General features: G+C 62.5%; 17 protein-coding genes. 5 read left to right on the forward strand and 12 right to left on the reverse strand.

Going from position 1 to position 17,425, the window contains the following annotated elements:
• Positions 1–5 precede the first annotated feature (5 nt).
• The 6 genes from gsiC to KHO33_RS10270 all read right to left on the reverse strand — a co-directional run bounded on the left by gsiC (position 6) and on the right by KHO33_RS10270 (position 8,134).
• Positions 6–926, reverse strand: coding sequence for a glutathione ABC transporter permease GsiC (gene gsiC / locus KHO33_RS10245; protein ID WP_054037376.1), 921 nt, complete (start codon positions 924–926; stop codon positions 6–8).
• Between the two features lie 108 nt (positions 927–1,034).
• Complete coding sequence (gsiB, locus tag KHO33_RS10250) at positions 1,035–2,597, reverse strand: glutathione ABC transporter substrate-binding protein GsiB (RefSeq protein ID WP_054037378.1); 1,563 nt, start codon at positions 2,595–2,597, stop codon at positions 1,035–1,037.
• Positions 2,598–2,715: 118 nt separating this feature from the next.
• On the reverse strand, positions 2,716–4,638 hold the full coding sequence (locus tag KHO33_RS10255) for a dipeptide ABC transporter ATP-binding protein (RefSeq protein ID WP_054037379.1): 1,923 nt from the start codon (positions 4,636–4,638) through the stop codon (positions 2,716–2,718).
• Positions 4,639–4,736: 98 nt separating this feature from the next.
• The gene (locus KHO33_RS10260) at positions 4,737–5,729 is read right to left on the reverse strand and encodes an isoaspartyl peptidase/L-asparaginase family protein (protein ID WP_200564717.1); all 993 of its coding nucleotides are present in this window, start codon (positions 5,727–5,729) and stop codon (positions 4,737–4,739) included.
• Positions 5,726–6,691 carry a MurR/RpiR family transcriptional regulator gene (locus KHO33_RS10265; RefSeq protein WP_054037383.1) on the reverse strand — a complete coding sequence of 322 codons (966 nt, stop codon included), beginning with the start codon at positions 6,689–6,691 and terminating at the stop codon, positions 5,726–5,728. Before KHO33_RS10265 ends, KHO33_RS10260 begins: the two co-directional genes overlap by 4 nt.
• Positions 6,692–6,874: 183 nt before the next feature.
• On the reverse strand, positions 6,875–8,134 hold the full coding sequence (locus KHO33_RS10270) for an MFS transporter (protein ID WP_200564718.1): 1,260 nt from the start codon (positions 8,132–8,134) through the stop codon (positions 6,875–6,877).
• Positions 8,135–8,228: 94 nt separating this feature from the next.
• On the opposite strand from KHO33_RS10270, the gene KHO33_RS10275 reads away from it, so the two are divergent.
• Positions 8,229–8,939 carry a pseudouridine synthase gene (locus tag KHO33_RS10275; protein ID WP_054037386.1) on the forward strand — a complete coding sequence of 237 codons (711 nt, stop codon included), beginning with the start codon at positions 8,229–8,231 and terminating at the stop codon, positions 8,937–8,939.
• Positions 8,940–9,108: 169 nt separating this feature from the next.
• Positions 9,109–9,297, forward strand: a complete 189-nt coding sequence (locus KHO33_RS10280) for a hypothetical protein (RefSeq protein WP_054037388.1) — start codon at positions 9,109–9,111, stop codon at positions 9,295–9,297.
• Positions 9,298–9,417: 120 nt separating this feature from the next.
• Here the strand turns inward: KHO33_RS10280 and KHO33_RS10285 are convergent, their stop codons facing one another.
• The gene (locus KHO33_RS10285) at positions 9,418–10,452 is read right to left on the reverse strand and encodes an NAD-dependent epimerase/dehydratase family protein (RefSeq protein ID WP_054037390.1); all 1,035 of its coding nucleotides are present in this window, start codon (positions 10,450–10,452) and stop codon (positions 9,418–9,420) included.
• A gap of 94 nt (positions 10,453–10,546) precedes the next feature.
• On the opposite strand from KHO33_RS10285, the gene KHO33_RS10290 reads away from it, so the two are divergent.
• Positions 10,547–11,578: a CDP-6-deoxy-delta-3,4-glucoseen reductase gene (locus tag KHO33_RS10290; protein ID WP_054037392.1), complete on the forward strand. Its 1,032-nt coding sequence runs from the start codon at positions 10,547–10,549 to the stop codon at positions 11,576–11,578.
• 40 nt (positions 11,579–11,618) lie between these two features.
• On the opposite strand, the gene KHO33_RS10295 is transcribed toward KHO33_RS10290, so the two are convergent.
• Positions 11,619–11,885, reverse strand: a complete 267-nt coding sequence (locus KHO33_RS10295) for a hypothetical protein (RefSeq protein WP_200564719.1) — start codon at positions 11,883–11,885, stop codon at positions 11,619–11,621.
• A gap of 67 nt (positions 11,886–11,952) precedes the next feature.
• Between KHO33_RS10295 and KHO33_RS10300 the strand changes: the two genes are divergently transcribed.
• The gene (locus KHO33_RS10300; protein WP_200564720.1) at positions 11,953–13,137 is read left to right on the forward strand and encodes an acetylornithine transaminase; all 1,185 of its coding nucleotides are present in this window, start codon (positions 11,953–11,955) and stop codon (positions 13,135–13,137) included.
• An 18-nt stretch (positions 13,138–13,155) separates the two neighbouring features.
• A complete protein-coding gene (locus KHO33_RS10305; protein ID WP_200564721.1) occupies positions 13,156–13,623 on the forward strand; it encodes a GNAT family acetyltransferase in 468 nt (155 codons plus the stop codon).
• Between the two features lie 89 nt (positions 13,624–13,712).
• Here KHO33_RS10305 and KHO33_RS10310 read toward each other — a convergent pair whose 3' ends face one another.
• The 4 genes from KHO33_RS10310 to KHO33_RS10325 are packed head-to-tail and all read right to left on the reverse strand — an operon-like array spanning position 13,713 to position 17,352.
• Entirely contained in the window at positions 13,713–14,429 is a 717-nt protein-coding gene (locus KHO33_RS10310; protein ID WP_093638918.1) for an ABC transporter ATP-binding protein, read from the reverse strand.
• Positions 14,429–15,202 (reverse strand): ABC transporter ATP-binding protein, encoded by a 774-nt coding sequence (locus tag KHO33_RS10315; protein WP_054043663.1) that lies wholly within the window; start codon positions 15,200–15,202, stop codon positions 14,429–14,431. Before KHO33_RS10315 ends, KHO33_RS10310 begins: the two co-directional genes overlap by 1 nt.
• A gap of 16 nt (positions 15,203–15,218) precedes the next feature.
• On the reverse strand, positions 15,219–16,388 hold the full coding sequence (locus KHO33_RS10320; protein ID WP_054043665.1) for an ABC transporter permease subunit: 1,170 nt from the start codon (positions 16,386–16,388) through the stop codon (positions 15,219–15,221).
• A gap of 13 nt (positions 16,389–16,401) precedes the next feature.
• A complete protein-coding gene (locus KHO33_RS10325) occupies positions 16,402–17,352 on the reverse strand; it encodes a branched-chain amino acid ABC transporter permease (protein ID WP_074282431.1) in 951 nt (316 codons plus the stop codon).
• Between the last annotated feature and the right edge of the window lie 73 nt (positions 17,353–17,425).

Below are 17,425 nucleotides of genomic sequence, written 5' to 3' on the forward strand. Positions count from 1 at the left end.
GGGCCTCACTTGAAACGGATGGTCGGATTGATGACGGCGTACAGCACGTCCACAACCAGGTTGATGATGATGAATTCAAGCGAGAACAACAGTACTTCCGCCTGAATCACCGGGTAGTCGCGCATCGCCACGGCATCCACCAGAAGGCGCCCGAGCCCCGGCCAGTTGAACACCACTTCGACCACGATCGAGCCGCCCAGCAGAAAACCGAATTGCAGCCCCATCATCGTGATGACGGGAATCATTGCGTTGCGCAAGCAGTGTTTGATGATCACGAGCCGTTCGGGCACACCCTTGGCGCGTGCAGTGCGCACGAAATCTTCATTCATCACCTCGACGAACGAAGCACGCGTGAAACGCGCCATCACAGCCGCCACTGCCGCGCCGAGCGTGAGCGACGGCAGCACGTAACTCTTCCACGACCCGTCACCGACGATCGGCAGCCAGCCGAGCTTCACTGAAAAGATTTCCATCAGCAGCATGCCGAGCGCGAACGCGGGAAACGAAATACCCGACACCGCGAGCGTCATGCCAAGCCGGTCCGGCCAGCGATTGCGCCACACCGCCGAGACGATGCCGATCCCCATGCCGAGCACCACCGCCCACACCATGCTCGCGAGCGTAAGCAGCAGCGTCGGCATGAAACGCTCGCCGATTTCCTGGCTGACCGGCCGCTTGCTGCGCGTGGACGTGCCGAAGTCGCCGTGCGCGATCTTCACGAAGAAGTTGGCGAATTGCTGCGGCATCGGCTTATCGAGGCCGAGATCCGCACGCACCAGCGCAACGGTCGCCTCATCCGCTTCAGGACCGGCCGCGAGACGCGCCGGATCACCGGGCAACAGATGCACGAACAGGAACACCAGCACGGCGACGATGAAGAGCGTCGGCAGCAGGCCAAAGATACGTTTGACGAGGAAGTTCAGCATGAAACCCAATCCGGCAATGATGCGGGCAACGAAAGATCTTTCTGAGCAGTACGCAACCGTCCGGCCCGTGCGTTCGTGAAGAACACACGGCGCCGAACGGTCAGCTCATCACTTGATCGCGATCTCGTCGAAATTGAACGAGCCGTCGGGCGCGACATACGCACCCGACAAACGCTTGCTGCGCGCGTACACGACCTTCTCCTTGACGAGGAAGATCCACGGCGCGTCGGCCCAGATGCGTTTTTGCGCGTCGGTATAGAGCGCGGCCTTCTGCGTGCGGTCGGTGGTTTCGAGCGCCTGCTTCAGATCGGTATCGACTGTGTCGTTCTTGTAGTACGCGGTGTTGACCATTTTCGGCGGGAATGAGACCGATCCGAGCAGCGGCGTGATCGCCCAGTCCGCTTCACCCGTCGACGACGACCAGCCCGCGTAGTACATCCGCACCGGGGCAGTTGCCGGGTCCTGCGCGCTTTCCACCTTGGCGACGCGTTGCCCCGCTTCGAGCGCTTCGACCTGCGCCTTGATGCCAACTTGCGCGAGTTGCTGCTGCACGAACTGAATCACCTTCTGCGCGGTCGAGTAGTTATACGCGGACCACAGCGTCGTTTCGAAACCGTTCGGATAGCCCGCTTCCTTCAGCAACTCACGCGCCTTCGCCGGATCGTACGGCCAGGGGCCGAGCTTCGTCGCATACTCGACGCCTTGCGGCACCACGCCCTCAGCCGGCGTCGCGTACCCGGCGAACGCGACCTTGATCAGCGCATCCTTATTGACCGCGTAGTTCAGCGCTTCACGCACCTTCGGATTGTCGAACGGCTTCTGGTTGACGTTCATGCTGATATAGCGCTGGATGATCGACGGCGAAGCAATCAGATCGACCTTCGGGCTCGACTGCAATTGCGCCGCCTGTTCGAACGGCACCTGGAACGCGAAGTCCGCTTCACCGGTGCGCATCAACGCAGCTCGCGTGTTGTTGTCGACCACCGGTTTCCAGTCGATCGCATCGACCTTCGGGTAGCCCTTCTTCCAGTAGCCCGCGAACTTCTTCACGGTTAGGTCGCCAGCCGGGTCCCACTTCACCAGTTCGAACGGACCTGTGCCGACCGGATGGAACGCGATGTCCTTGCCGTACTTCTTCAGCGCGTCAGGCGAAATCATCACCGCCGACGGATGCGCCAATACGTTGACGAACGCCGAGAACGGCGCCTTCAGGGTGATCTTCACCGTGTACGGATCGACCACCTCGGTCTTCTCGATACGATTGAACATGTTGTAGCGCTTGAGCTTGTTCGCCGGATCGGTCACGCGGTCGAAGTTCGCTTTCACTGCGGCGGCGTTGAAGTCGGTACCGTCCTGGAACTTCACGCCATGACGCAGCTTGAACGTGTAAACCTTGGCATCCGGACTCGCTTCGTAGCTATCGGCTAGCACGTTGACCAGCTTCATGTCCTTGTCGAAACCGAACAGACCTTGATAGAACGACTTGGCGACGGCTTGCGACAGCGTGTCGTTAGCATCGTACGGATCGAGCGTCGTGAAGGTCGACGCAACGGCCATCACGGCCGTCGTATCGGCGTGCGCCACACTGCCCGCGAGCATCGCGAACACCACCGCGCCGCCGCTGACCAGCGCGCGCAAACGAAACGGAGAAGACGGGACCAGCAGGTTCATGAGGTTGGCTCCAGGCTGCGAATTGAAACAGGGTTATGTGCTGCGAGAGAAAATGGTTTTTGCTTCAGGTTTAGTGCGTGGTTCAGGTCTGCGCATGGGTACGCGGCGTCTTTCGCGTCTAGTAAGCCCCGCCGACCCGATGCTGAGCGACGAAATGATCCGGTCCGACCGCGATCAGCGGCGCCACGCTCGGTTCGTCGTTTAGCGCGCGGATCGGGCTCGGAATCTCATCGGCGGCGAGCATGCGTTTCGCGTGGCGGCGCGCCGGATCGGCGACCGGCACCGCGCCCATCAGCTTCTTCGTGTACGGGTGCTGCGGCGCTTCGAACACCGCGCGGCGTGGACCGATCTCGACGATCTGGCCGAGATACATCACCGCTACGCGATGGCTGACACGCTCTACCACCGCCATGTCATGCGAAATGAACAGATACGCAACGCCGAGTTCGCGCTGCAGATCGAGCATCAGGTTGACGATCTGCGCCTGCACGGAGACGTCCAGTGCGGAGACGGATTCGTCGGCGATAACGACTTTCGGATTCAATGCCAACGCACGCGCAATCGCGATGCGTTGCCGTTGCCCGCCTGAAAATTCGTGCGGATAGCGGCCTGCGGCCTCACGCGGCAGGCCGACCTTTTCGAGCAGCCACGCCACGCGTGCCTGTGCTTCCGCGCCTTGAGCGACGCCGTGCACGAGCAGCGGCTCCATGATCGAGAAGCCGACCGTCAAGCGCGGATTCAGCGAAGCAAACGGGTCCTGGAAAATAAACTGGATATTGCGGCGCAGCGCTTGCAGCGCAGGGCCCGTGAGCGAGCTGATTTCCTTGCCGTCGAATTCGATCGAGCCGCTCTGGCTTTCGACAAGGCGCAGCAATGAACGACCCGTCGTCGATTTGCCGCAACCCGATTCGCCGACCAGCGCGAGCGTCTCACCCGGACGCAGATCGAAGCTGACTTTCTCGACCGCATGCACGCGGCCCGTCAAACGCCCGAACACACCGCTCTTGACCGGAAAACGCGTGACCAGATCGCGCACGCGCAGAATCGGCGGCGTGCTGTCGTGGACCAGCGGTTGGGTTTCTTGCGCGACGGCGGCCGCGGGACGAACGGCTTCGTCGGTGCCAGTGAGCGCCGCCTGCTCGACGGTCAGAATCGGAAACTTGGCGGGTTGATCGGTGCCCTGCATCGCGCCAAGGCGCGGGACCGCCGCAAGCAATGCCTTCGTGTAAGGATGCGACGGCGCAGCGAACAGCGTATCCGACGCACCCTCTTCCACTTTCTCGCCGCGATACATCACCAGCACGCGATCGGCCACCTCGGCCACCACACCCATGTCGTGCGTGATGAAGATCACGCCCATGTTCATCTCGTCCTGCAGGCCGCGGATCAATTGCAGGATCTGCGCCTGGATCGTGACGTCGAGCGCCGTGGTCGGTTCGTCGGCGATCAATAGTGCGGGCTTGCACGACAGCGCCATCGCGATCATCACGCGTTGGCGCATGCCGCCGGATAGCTGATGCGGAAAACGTGCGGCCACCCGGCGCGCTTCCGGAATACGCACGAGTTCGAGCAGACGCAGCGTTTCGGCATGCGCGGCAGAACGGCTCTTGCCTTGATGCAGTGCAATCGCTTCGCTGATCTGATCGCCCACCGTGAACACCGGATTGAGCGAGGTCATCGGCTCCTGGAAGATCATCGCGATGTCGGCGCCGCGAATCGAACGCATCGTGCCGGACGACGCTTTCGCGAGGTCGAGCACGCTGCCGTCGCGGCGCCGGAAAGCGATGCTGCCGCCGGCAAGGCGCCCACCGCCATGCTCGATCAGCCGCATCAACGCGAGCGATGTCACCGATTTGCCTGAGCCCGATTCGCCGACGATCGCCAGCGTCTCGCCACGCTCGACCGTCAGCGAGAGATTGCGCACCGCGTTGACGGTCTTGTCGCCGCTGCGGAAGGCGACCGACAGATCGTCGACCGCAAGCACGCGTTGCGGCGGCAAGGTTTCGATAAGCGGACGAGCGGTGTGCGATGAAGTCGGCACGATGGTTCCTTTGGATTCGGACGCGGCTAACGGTGGTTCAAACGAAAACTTAAGCGGCAACTCAGCGGCAGTTCAGGCGACGGCGCAGCAAGTCCGCATCAGCGATAGATCGCCGTCACCGGCGTCTCGCCGATTCGAGCGAAACCGCGATACATGCCCTCGGTGTTGAACGGCAGCGTGACGTTGCCGCGTGCATCGACGGCGATCAGACCACCGCGTCCATCGATCTTCGGCAAGCGGTTCATCACCACGTCGTGCGCCGCTTCTTCGAGCGAGACGTTGCGGTACGCCACCTGCGCCGCGACGTCGTAGGCGGCCACCATGCGCATGAACATCTCGCCGGAACCGGTGGTCGAGACCGCACAGGTTGCGTCGTCCGCGTAGCAGCCCGCGCCGATCAGCGGCGTATCGCCGACCCGGCCCACCTGCTTGTTGGTGACGCCGCCGGTCGATGTCGCGGCTGCGACGTGGCCATGCTGGTCGAGCGCGACCGCGCCGACGGTGCCGAACTTGCGGTTCGGATCGATCGGTTCGTGCGGCGTGGGATCGTCGTCGCTCGACGATGGCGCCGAGGCCAGCGTCGCGCCGTCGTGATCGAGCATCGCGCGCTGCTGACCGCGTGCGAGTTGCCATTGGCGATGACGCGCTTCAGTATGGAAATACTCGGGCTCGACGAATTCGAGTCCTTGCGCGGCCGCGAAGGCTTCGGCGCCTTCGCCGGTAAACAAGACGTGTTCGCTGCGTTCGAGCACACGGCGCGCCGCCAGAATCGGATTGCGTACACGCGTCACGCAGCAGATCGCGCCGGCGTCGAGCGTACTGCCGTCCATGATGGCCGCGTCGAGTTCATGCGTGCCGGCCGCTGTGTAGACTGCGCCGCGGCCTGCGTTGAAGAGCGGGCAGTCTTCGAGCAGACGGACGGCTTCGCTAACGGCGTCGAGCGCGCTGCCGCCGTCGGCGAGCACGCGTTGTCCGGCGCTGAGCACAGCGTGCAAGGCAGCGTGATAGTCGGCTTCGGCGCTGGCCGACATCGACGCGCGCAGGATCGTGCCTGCCCCGCCGTGAATGGCAATGACTGCGTTGGTGTTCATTTTTTGGCTTTGGTAGTGCGGGGGGTACGGGTAGAAGCGTGCGCGGGTTGCTCGCTCGTGCCGGTGACTGCGGCTTGCGGATCGGTGAGCCACGGCAGCACGAATTCGGTGACTTCGGCGGCAGCCTTCACCGAGCGTTTCGCCCGGTAGGCGACCGCGTCGCACAGCGCTTCAATGACGGCCAGCACGGCTGAATCGGCATTGGCCGCGAGTCGCCGTTCGGAGCGGATATAGAGCGAGAGATCAGCGAATTGCGCGAGCGGTGAGCGTGGGCCATCGGTCAAAGCAAGCACGCGTGCCCCGCGACTTGCCGCACGACGCGCGAGTTCGATCGTGTCTTCGACGTAACGCGGAAACACGATCCCGATCACCAGATCGCCGTCGTTCGAGGCGAACAGACGTCGCGCGGCATGCGACGGTCCACCAACGAACGCGAGCGACTGCACGTTATCGTGATACGGCATCAGCCCGTGCTCCATCAGGCCCGCGAGGAACGCGCTCGAACCCGCGCCGAGCACGAAGACACGACGCGCGGAAATGATCGCTTCTACAGCAGCCTTGGCAGCGGCGCTGTCGATCGCAGAACGCGTGGATTGCAGATTGGTAGCAGCTTGTTCGAGCGACGCGTCAATCAGATCGTCGCCGGAAGCGAGCGATTCCTGCGCGCTACGCAGCCGTTCTACCGGCGCAAGCGTCGCTTCGAAACCACGTACGAGCGCTTCACGAAACTGCGGATAACCGTCGAAGCCGAGCGCGCGAGCGAAGCGATTCGCCGTCGCCACCGACGCGCCGACCACACTCGCCAGTTCGTCGATTCGCATGGTTGCCGCGCGGAACAGATTCGCCAGCACGTATTCGCCCATGCGCCGATGAATCGGCGTGAGGGTCGGCATCGCCGCGGCGATGCGCGTGGCGATGGCCTGCTCGGCGGGATTCGAAGCAACGGACGAGTGATGGATCATGCGAGCAAGGCGGCCTGGTAACTGTCCTCAAAGAGGACTTCCTTCGGGATGTAAGCAAAATGCATGAAAGTATATTTACATAGAAATCTCGCCGAAAAAAATTCATTTTCATTTTCGAGGGTTTTCACGGACACCTGCATCCACATCGGGGTACACGGCACGCCATCCGATGAAAACCAGTTTTCATTGAGCGACCGCAACCCCTTCGGGAATGTGCGCGAGCCGCGCCGCCGGCGACATGACGATGATCAACGCCTGCACAAAGAAGGCCGCCGCAGCCGCGACCAGACACGCGTCCATCCCCCAGCGCGCGCTGATCGCCGCACCGAGCAACGCGCCCAGCGGCCGCGCGCCATAGGTCGCAGTGCTGTTGAGCGCCGAGACGCGGCCCATCATCCGTTCAGGCGTGATCGCTTGACGTAGTGTGGTCGAGCCGACCACCCACAGAATCGGTCCGGCGCCGAGCAGAAAGAAGCTCAGCATCGCGAGCCAGAAAGACGGCGTGACGATCGTTGCCACCATCACGAGCGAGGCGAGCAAACCGCACGACGGCCCGATAATCAACACGCGGCCGAACGCAAGACGCCGCGCAATGGCCGGCGCAGCGAGCGCGCCGCACACCATGCCGACGCCGTACGCGCCGAGCGTCACACCGACCATCGAAGCGCTCAAGCCCAAACGATGCACGGCGTACGGCACATACACCGCCTGCAGCACGAAGAAACCGAGGTTGAAGAAGATCGCGGTGGCGAGCATCGGACGCAGCAGCGCGTCGCGCAGCACGAAGCGCGTACCGTCACGCAGTTCCAGCAGGAAATGACGCTGGGGAGCAGCTGCTCGCGGCGGTTCGCGCAGCCCCGCGAGCAAGGCGACGGCCAACGCCGATAGCCCGGCCGCGCAGCCATACGCCCATCCCGCGCCGATCCAGCCAACCAGCAGTCCGCCGAGCGCCGGTCCCGCCGAATACGCGACGCTGCGCGCCAGTTCGAGCCGCCCGTTGGCCTGGGCGTACGCCTCGCGCGGCACGATCGAGGGCACCAGCGAAGGCGCCGCGACGTTGTAGGCAACCGTGCCGGTCGCGGCAATGAAACCGAGCGCGGCGAGCAGCGGCAAGCTCAGCGCATGCGTCATCAGGAGCAGCAGCACGCACAACATCGCGATCACACGCACGCTTTCAGCTAGCGTCATCAACGTGCGGCGCGAGCGGCGGTCAGCCCATACGCCGAGCGGAATCGACAACAACAGGAACGGCAGGGTCTGCGCGGTTTGCAGCAGACCGGTCTCGCGTGCGCCGGCGCCGAGCGCGAACACGGCGACGAGCGGCGCGGCGGCAAGGCTGACCTGCTCCGCGGATTGCGCGACCAGATTCGACCACGCAAGCCGCTGGAATGCGGCCGGCAGACGAAGCGCGGATGAAGACGACGAAGAGGAAGCGGCGTGCATCGATGAACTCCTGCGACGGGATTAGGAGTGTTCATCGTGGTCGCTAAGGCGCTGCGCGGCGCTCCGCTTCTTGCGGTGTTATTCTTCGCTCGCCATGAATCTCGAAAGCATCCTCTTCACCCAAGGTTTCGGCTCGCGCCGCCAATGCCGGGCGCTAATAGGCGACGGCCGCGTGAGCATCGGCGGCTCCGTCAGCGCCGATGCCGACGCCGATTTCCCAACCGATGACAGCACGTTCTGCTTCAGCGTGGACGGGGTCGTCTGGCCGTATCGCGAGCACGCCTATCTGTTGCTGAACAAGCCGGCCGGCTACGAATGTTCGCGCGATCCGCAGCATCATCTGAGCGTGTTCAGCCTGCTGCCGCCGCAGTTCGCCGAACGCGGCGTGCAGTGCGTGGGCCGCCTCGATCAGGACACAACGGGCCTCCTGCTGCTCTCCGACGACGGCAAGTTCGTGCACATGTTCACGTCGCCGAAACGCAAAGTGCCGAAGCTATATATCGCGACCACGCGTCATCCCATCGACGACGTCCAGTTGCGCGCCTTGCGCGACGGCGTCTTGCTGCACGGCGAGCCCAAGCCGATCGTCGCCGTCGACGCCGAGGCGCGCGGCGAGCACGCGCTGGCGCTCACCGTGATGGAAGGCAAATATCACCAGGTCAAGCGGATGATCGCGGCAGCGGGCAACCGTTGCGAAGCGCTGCATCGCGAGCGGATTGGCGGACTTGCGTTGCCCGCCACGCTCGCGGAAGGCGCGTGGCAATGGCTCGACGAAACCGACCTCGGATCTTTACGGAGCGGGTAAACAGGTAGGTCCCCTTTAGAGCCTTGATGCATCAGGAGAATCGTGTGCGCCCCCGCACATAGGCTCTCGCGGACACCTGATTGCACGCTGCATCGCAGCATGCTCTTCCTTACAAGTCGCTCTATACTCGTTTAAACGAAGACTACAAAGGTCTCAGGGAGAGGGCGCCATGGTCATCCACGACACTATTCAAATTTCGCCCGTGATGATTGCTTTCACGTGCCTCGGGATCGTCCTGGTCGGCGGACTGCTGGTCATGATGCGGCTGCGGCACAAATATCATCCGAACCTGATCGGCGCGCTGATCGGCGCAATGCTGTGTTTCCTGTTGCTGGAGGCATTGCCGGCGCTGACGTAAGCCCGCGCGGCAGAGCGTCGCCGACGCGAGTGAGATCTGGCCAGGTCATGGCTGGCGCGGCGAGCATTTAATTTGCTCGTGGCCGAATACCTTGAAAACGCGCCGCCTGCCGGCGCGTTTTCAATTTCCACGCTTCGCGAAAAAATCCTCGACACTCGGATACCGCAAGCGCACGCGCAACTCTTCTTTGAGGCGGCGATTCACGAGCCGCCTCGATTCGCGCATGAAGGACAGCAAGGTCGGCTCGATCTGCTGCTCCGCCTCTGCGCGCGTGATGCGAGGCGCGCGCTCGAGACCGAACGCATCGGCCACCGCATCGAAGTACTCTCCCATTTTCAGCGACGTATCGTCGGACGCGTGAATCACGCGCCCCGGCCGCCCATGGGTGGCGAGACGCACGAGGATCGCGGCCAGATCGTCGGCATGGATATGGTTGGTGTAGACGTCGTCGGCGTCGATCAGGGCGGGCGTACGCTTTGCCAGCCGCGCGAGCGGCAGGCGGTTGCTCGCATAGATGCCCGGAATCCGCGCGATGCTGGCGGCGACCACGCCTCGCGCGGTGGCGCGCCGCAATTGCCGCTCGGCCGACACGCGGCGTTTGGCGCGCGCATTGGCCGGCTGCGCCGCGCGCGTCTCGTCGATCCACGCGCCGCCACAATCGCCGTAGACGCCGGTCGTGCTCGCGTACACCAGCCTCACAGGCACGTGCGGAGCGGCGGTCCAGCGCACCCTGTCGGGTACAATATTGGCTGCTTCAGATTCCGCCCATGAGGCACTTATGTTGCGCAACCCGCGGCGCAGCCGCCCGACCGGCGTCACCGCGCCGCGCGCGGCACGCATCGCCCGATCACGGCGCGCGCTCAACGTAGCGAGCAAGGCACGGGTGCGGCGGTCATCGTCGCCGGTCTTTTGCGGTGGCGCGAGATGCAGCACCGTCGGCGCGAGGCCCGCAAGCCGTTTCAGGCTGCGGCGCGCGTCGAGGTCGCCGACCAGCGGCGTGACGCCAGCGGCGCGCAATTCGGCGCTGCGCTCGGCGTGGCTGGTGAGCGCGAAGACATGCGCGTGTGGCCGCAACAGGGGCACGCAGCGCATGCCGACGTCACCGCAGCCAACAATCAACACGCGCGGCCGGCGTAAATTTCGTGTCGCTTTCATGGTGGACGCATTGTAGCCGTCAAGCGCGGCAGGTACCGCACAGTTGCACAGCGGGTCCGATAACGATTACCGACTTTTCGATTTCGAACACTCTATGGCATTTAACGTCACGCTCCGGCAAAGCGGCCGGCAGTTTCAGGTGGAACAGGACGAACCGGTCCTGATCGCGGCCTTGCGCCAGGGCATTGGTCTGCCGTACGGCTGCAAGAACGGCGCTTGCGGCTCATGCAAAGGCACCGTGGTCAGCGGCCAGGTTGAACAGCGTCAGCATTCGTCGTCGGCCTTGTCGAACGACGAAAAGACGCGCGGCATGGCCCTCTTCTGCTGCGCGACGGCCTGCTCCGATCTCGAAGTGGATATCCGCGAAGTAGCCGGCGTAGGCGACGTGCAGGTCAAGAAACTGCCGTGCCGCGTGAACGCGATCGAGCGCAAGGCCGACGACGTCGTCGTGCTGAAGCTGCAATTGCCCGCTAACGAGCGTCTGCAATATCTGGCCGGCCAGTACCTCGAATTCATTCTGAAAGACGGCAAACGCCGCAGCTATTCGATGGCGAGCGCGCCGCACAACGAAGGCCCGATCGAATTGCACATCCGTCATATGCCGGGCGGCGCATTCACGGACCACGTGTTCAACACGATAAAAGAGCGCGACATCCTGCGCTTCGAAGCCCCGCTCGGCACCTTCTTCCTGCGTGAAGATTCGGACAAGCCGATCGTGCTGCTCGCTTCGGGTACGGGGTTCGCGCCGCTGAAGGCGATCGTCGAACATGCGGTGTTCAAGAATCTGAACCGGCCGATGACGCTTTATTGGGGCGCGCGCCGCAAGAAGGATCTGTACCTGCTCGAGCTCGCCGAGCAATGGGCTCGCGAGATTCCGAACTTCAAGTTCGTGCCGGTGCTGTCGGAACCGGACGCGGGCGATGCGTGGACGGGTCGCGTCGGCTTCGTGCATCGCGCCGTGATCGAGGATCTGCCGGATCTGTCGCCGTACCAGGTGTACGCGTGCGGCGCACCGGTGATGGTCGAGTCGGCACAGCGCGATTTCACCCAGCATCATGGGCTGCCGGAAGACGAGTTCTACGCGGACTCCTTCACGAGCGCGGCGGATCTGGCGAACGCGGTTTGAGGCGATAAACGGGTTGATCGTCACTCGATTAACCCGTTCATCAAAACGAAACAGGCACGCTGGCAGACTTGCATAAATCCGCGTTGACGCGAATTTGTGCAAATTCATGGTTTACACCAGCGCTTTCCTTGTCGTATTCTTTCGCGCATGAACCGCATCCAGTCCGAACTCCGACGTCGCCGCTCGCCGCTCCCTTAGGGGCGCCGCTGGCTTCGTCACGGATTCGCGCCGCACAACGGCGCAAGCAGTTCGAATCATGAAAGCCACGGCATGCCGTGGCTTTTTTGTTTGCTTTTTTTGTTTTCACCGGCCGCTGCTTCATTTGAGGCCAACCGCTCACTCACCCTTCACCCCGCTGTCTGGAGCTTGCCGTCATGAATTTCAATGAGTACCCGATCGAGTCGCTGATGTACATCACGAACCGACCCGAAATCGTTTTCACGCACGGCAAGGGCTCGTGGCTCTACGAAAATAACGGCAAGCGATATCTGGATTTCATCCAGGGCTGGGCGGTCAACAGCCTCGGCCATTGCAACGACGGCATGATCGAAGCGCTGAACACGCAATCGAAGCTGCTGCTGAATCCGTCGCCGGCCTTCTACAACGAGCCGATGGCGAAGCTCGCCGGACTGCTCACCCAGCATAGCTGCTTTGACAAGGTGTTCTTCGCGAACAGCGGCGCTGAAGCGAACGAAGGCGCAATCAAGCTCGCGCGCAAGTGGGGCAAGAAGTTCAAGGACGGCGCGTTCGAAATCATCACGTTCGATCACAGCTTCCACGGCCGCACGCTCGCCACCATGTCGGCAAGCGGCAAGCCGGGTTGGGACACGATCTACGCACCGCAAGTGCCGGGTTTCCCGAAGGCGGATCTGAACGACATCGCATCGGTCGAAAAGCTGATCAATGCGAAAACCGTCGCGGTGATGCTGGAGCCGATTCAGGGCGAAGGCGGCGTGATTCCCGCCACGCGCGAGTTCATGCAGCAACTGCGCGCGCTGACCAAACAGCACAACCTGCTGCTGATCGTCGACGAAGTGCAAAGCGGTTGCGGCCGTGCCGGCACTTTGTTCGCGTATGAACTGTCGGGCATCGAACCGGACATCATGACGCTCGGTAAGGGCATCGGCGGCGGCGTGCCTCTCGCGGCACTGCTCGCCAAAGCCGAAATCGCCGTGTTCGAAGCGGGCGACCAGGGCGGTACGTACAACGGCAATCCGCTGATGACCGCGGTCGGCTACTCGGTGATCTCGCAACTGACCGCGCCCGGCTTCCTCGAAGGTGTGCGCGCCCGCGGCGAATATTTGCGCTCGAAGCTGCTCGAACTGTCGGAAGAACGCGGCTTCGAAGGCGAACGCGGTGAGGGTCTGCTGCGCGCGCTGCTGCTCGGCAAAGACATCGGCAATCAGATCGTCGAGAAGGCTCGCGTGATGCAGCCTGACGGCCTGTTGCTGAACGCGGCGCGTCCGAACCTGCTGCGTTTCATGCCGGCCCTGAACGTCACGAACGAAGAAATCGACCAGATGATGGCGATGCTGCGTTCGATTCTCGACACGCTGTAATCACACAGGAAAGCGCGTATGACGACGACCGCAACGCTATCGATCCGCCGCTTCGAAGCGAGCGACACCGACGCCGTGGTCGCGCTGTGGCAGGAAGCGTTCCCCGAGTATCGGGACGTAACGAGACCACAGCGCAATCCGCATCTGTCGATCGCCAACAAGCTGGCGACTCAACCGGAACTGTTCTTTGTCGCAGTGTTCGACGAGCGTATCGTCGGCACGGTGATGGGTGGTTACGACGGGCACCGAGGCTGGCTGTATTCGCTCGCGGTGGATGAATCGTTGCGACGTCATGGCATCGGTACGCGCCTCGTCGCCCATGTCGAAAACGCGTTGACCGAACGTGGCTGCCCGAAGCTGAACTTGCAGGTGCTGTCCGCGAAGGACGATGTGCGCGCGTTCTATGAAGCGCTCGGGTATCGCGCGGATGCGGTGATCAGTCTCGGCAAACGATTAGGCGAACTGGCGGAAACACCGGCGGCTTAAGCGCAGGCAATCGCCTGAATAGAAAAAGGCTGCATGCGCGATTGAAGCGCATGCAGCCTTTTTTACGGCTGGGGTAAACTTAGCCCGGGTTATTCACCCAAATAAGCAGCCCGCACCTTCGGATCATCCAGCATCTGCTTCGCGTCGCCGGACATCGTCACCAGACCCGAGTCCATCACGTAGCCGCGGTTCGCCGCCTGCAACGCGAGACGCGCGTTCTGCTCGACCAGCAGCACCGTCATGCCTTCGGCCGAGATCGCCCGCACCACTTCGAAGATCTTCTCGACCATGATCGGCGACAGACCCATCGACGGCTCATCCAGCAACAACAGCTTCGGCTTGCTGATGATCGCGCGCGCCATTGCCAGCATCTGCTGTTCGCCGCCCGAGAGCGTGCCCGCGTATTGCGTCGCCCGTTCCTTCAGGCGCGGGAAGAAGCCGAACATACGATCCACGTCGGCCTTGATGGCGTCTGTATCGTTGCGCAGATACGCACCCATCTGCATGTTCTCGACGATCGACATGCGCGAGAAAATACCGCGGCCTTCCGGCACCATCGCCAGACCGCGCTTGAGCAGCTCGTGCGCCGGGATGCCCTTGATCGACTCACCCATGTACTCGATATCGCCTGCCGAGTAAGGCTTCAGACCCGTGATCGCCTTCATCGTCGTGGTCTTGCCTGCGCCGTTCGCGCCGATCAGCGTGACCAGTTCGCCCTGCGCAACTTCGAGATCGATACCCTTGACTGCCTGGATGCCGCCGTAATTGACCTGCAGGCCCTTGATTTTCAACATTGCCGTTGCCATTAGTGGACCCCCGCACCCAGATAAGCTTCGATCACCTTCGGATCCTTCTGCACGTCCGAAGGCAGACCCTGAGCAATCACCTTGCCGTAGTCGAGCACCGTCATCTGGTTGCACAGACCCATCACCAGTTTCACGTCGTGCTCGATCAGCAGAATCGTCTTGCCGTCGCTGCGGATCTTGTCGAGCAGCTTGGTCAGCTCGACCTTTTCCGTTGCGTTCATGCCGGCAGCCGGTTCATCCAGTGCGAGCAGCTTCGGATCCGTTGCCAGCGCGCGGGCGATTTCCAGACGGCGCTGGTGACCGTACGACAGATTGCGCGACGTGTAGTCCGCGTACTGCGCAATGCCGACGTATTCCAGCAGTTCGATCGCGCGTTCCTTGATCTCGCGCTCTTCCTTGCGCTCGGCCGGCGTCTGGAACACCGCGCCGATCAGGCCGTGCTTGGTACGCACGTGACGGCCGACCATCACGTTTTCCAGTGCGGTCATGCCACCGAACAGACGGATGTTCTGGAACGTACGCGCAATCCCCGCCTTCGCCACCTGATAGACGGCGGTCGGCGTGTACTCCGTGCCGTCGAGCTTGAACTCGCCCGAATCCGGCGTGTACAGACCCGTGATCACGTTGAAGAAGGTCGTCTTGCCGGCGCCGTTCGGGCCGATCAGGCCGTAAATCTGGCCCGACTTGATCTGCAGGCCGACATCGGACAGTGCCTGCAGGCCGCCGAAGCGCTTGTTCACGCCCTTGACGGACAGTCGAATGTTATCGCTCATATTTTTCTCCTGTCCTTTAGGCACGCACCGGCTTCTTGCCGCTGCGCTTCGCCAGTTTCGCAATCTTGTCTTCGTGCTTCGGCGACGGCCACAGGCCTTCCGAGCGGTACAGCATGATCACGACCATCGCGAGGCCGTACAGCAACTGACGGATCACTTCGGTATCGACGATTTCATGACCGAAGATCGCGTTCTGCAGCGGACCCATCGTCGAGCGCAGGAATTCCGGGAACACGGCGAGCAGCACCGCACCGAGAATCACGCCAGGGATGTGGCCCATACCGCCCAGCACCACGCACGCCAGCACCACGACCGATTCCCAGAACGTGAACGATTCCGGCGACACGAAGCCCTGGAACGAACCGAACATCGCGCCCGACAGGCCGCCGAACGACGCGCCCATCGCGAAAGCCAGCAGCTTCACGTTACGGGTGTTGATGCCCATTGCCTTGGCGGCGATTTCGTCTTCACGAATAGCGGCCCATGCACGGCCGATCCGCGAGTGCTGCAAACGCGTACAGGTCCAGATCACGAACAGCGCGCACAACACGAACAGGTAGTAGTACGAGTACACCGACGGGAACTGCAGGCCGAACAGCGAGTGGGTTTGCGCGAGGCTGAAACCCCCGACGTTGACCGGATCGATCCCCGTGATCCCCTTCGGACCATTGGTGATGTTCACCGGACGGTCGAGGTTGTTCATGAAGATCCGCACGATTTCCCCGAAGCCCAGGGTCACGATCGCGAGATAGTCGCCACGCAGACGCAGGGTCGGCGCGCCGAGCAGGACGCCGAAGGTCGCGGCCAGCCCCATCGCGATCGGCACGATGATCCAGATCGGCGTATGCAGGCCGCCCGGGAACAGGTGCGCGATCCATTCGAACTGCGAGGTCAGGTGGGGCGAGCTCAGCAACGCCGCGGTGTACGCGCCGATGGCGTAGAACGCGATGTAGCCCAAGTCGAGCAGGCCGGCGAAACCGACCACGACATTGAGACCCAGCGCGAGCATCACGTACAGCATCGCGAAGTCGAGCACGCGGACCCAGTAGTTGCCGCCTGCCGCGCCGATGATCATCGGTGCCGCGATCACGAAGATCGCGGTGATGATGCCGACGGTCAGCGTCTTCGTCAGGTTCTTTTCAGGGATGAGCGTCGTGGACGGCTCGATCGGTTGAATTGAGGTCATGTCTGTCTACTCCTTATGCTCGATCAGCAACACGTTCGCCCAACAGGCCCGACGGACGGAACACCAGCACGATAATCAGCACGATGAATGCGAACACGTCCTGGTAGTTACTGCCGAATACACCGCCCGTGAGGTTGCCGATATACCCCGCCCCCAACTGTTCAATCAGGCCGAGCAGCACGCCGCCCACCATTGCCCCGCCAAGATTGCCGATCCCGCCCAGCACCGCCGCGGTAAAGGCCTTCAGACCTGGGATGAAGCCCATATAGAAGTGTGCGTTACCGTATTCGGACGCGATCATCACGCCGGCGAGAGCGGCCAGCGCCGAGCCGATCATGAAGGTCGCCGAAATCACGAAGTTCGGGTTCACGCCCATCAGGCTGGCGACGCCCGGGTTCTCAGCGATCGCACGCATCGCGCGGCCAAGCTTGGTCTTGTGGACCAGCAGCAGCAGACCGCCCATCACGAGGAACGCCACCACGATGATCACGATTTCGGTCATCGAGATCACGGCGCCAGGCGTCGTGTCGGTGGCCTTGATCACGTTGATCGGGTCAGTAGGCAACAGCTGCGGGAACGGCAGCGGGTTGCGCGACCAGATCATCATCGCGAGGGTTTGCAGCAGGATCGACACACCGATCGCGGTGATCAGCGGGGCGAGACGCGGTGCTTTACGCAACGGCCGGTAGGCCACGCGCTCAATCGTGTAGCCGACCAGCGAGCAAACCACTGCCGCGATGATCAACGCGATGATGAGCGTCGGCACATTGCCGAGGCCGGGGAAGTGGTTCTGAAGCACGCCTATGGCTGAGAGCGCAACCATCGCGCCCACCATCAACACATCGCCGTGCGCGAAGTTGATGATGCCCAAGATGCCGTAAACCATCGTATAGCCCAGTGCGATGATGGCGTAAACGCTGCCAAGCACCAGTCCGTTGAGGACCTGCTGGATGAAGATATCCATTTAATGCTCCTTAGCCCGTGCGACTGGATTCGCGTTCTTCATCAGCCGGTGGGCGGTGATGCGGTACGCCAAT

This window comes from Paraburkholderia nemoris (genome assembly GCF_905221015.1).
Lineage (GTDB): Bacteria > Pseudomonadota > Gammaproteobacteria > Burkholderiales > Burkholderiaceae > Paraburkholderia > Paraburkholderia nemoris.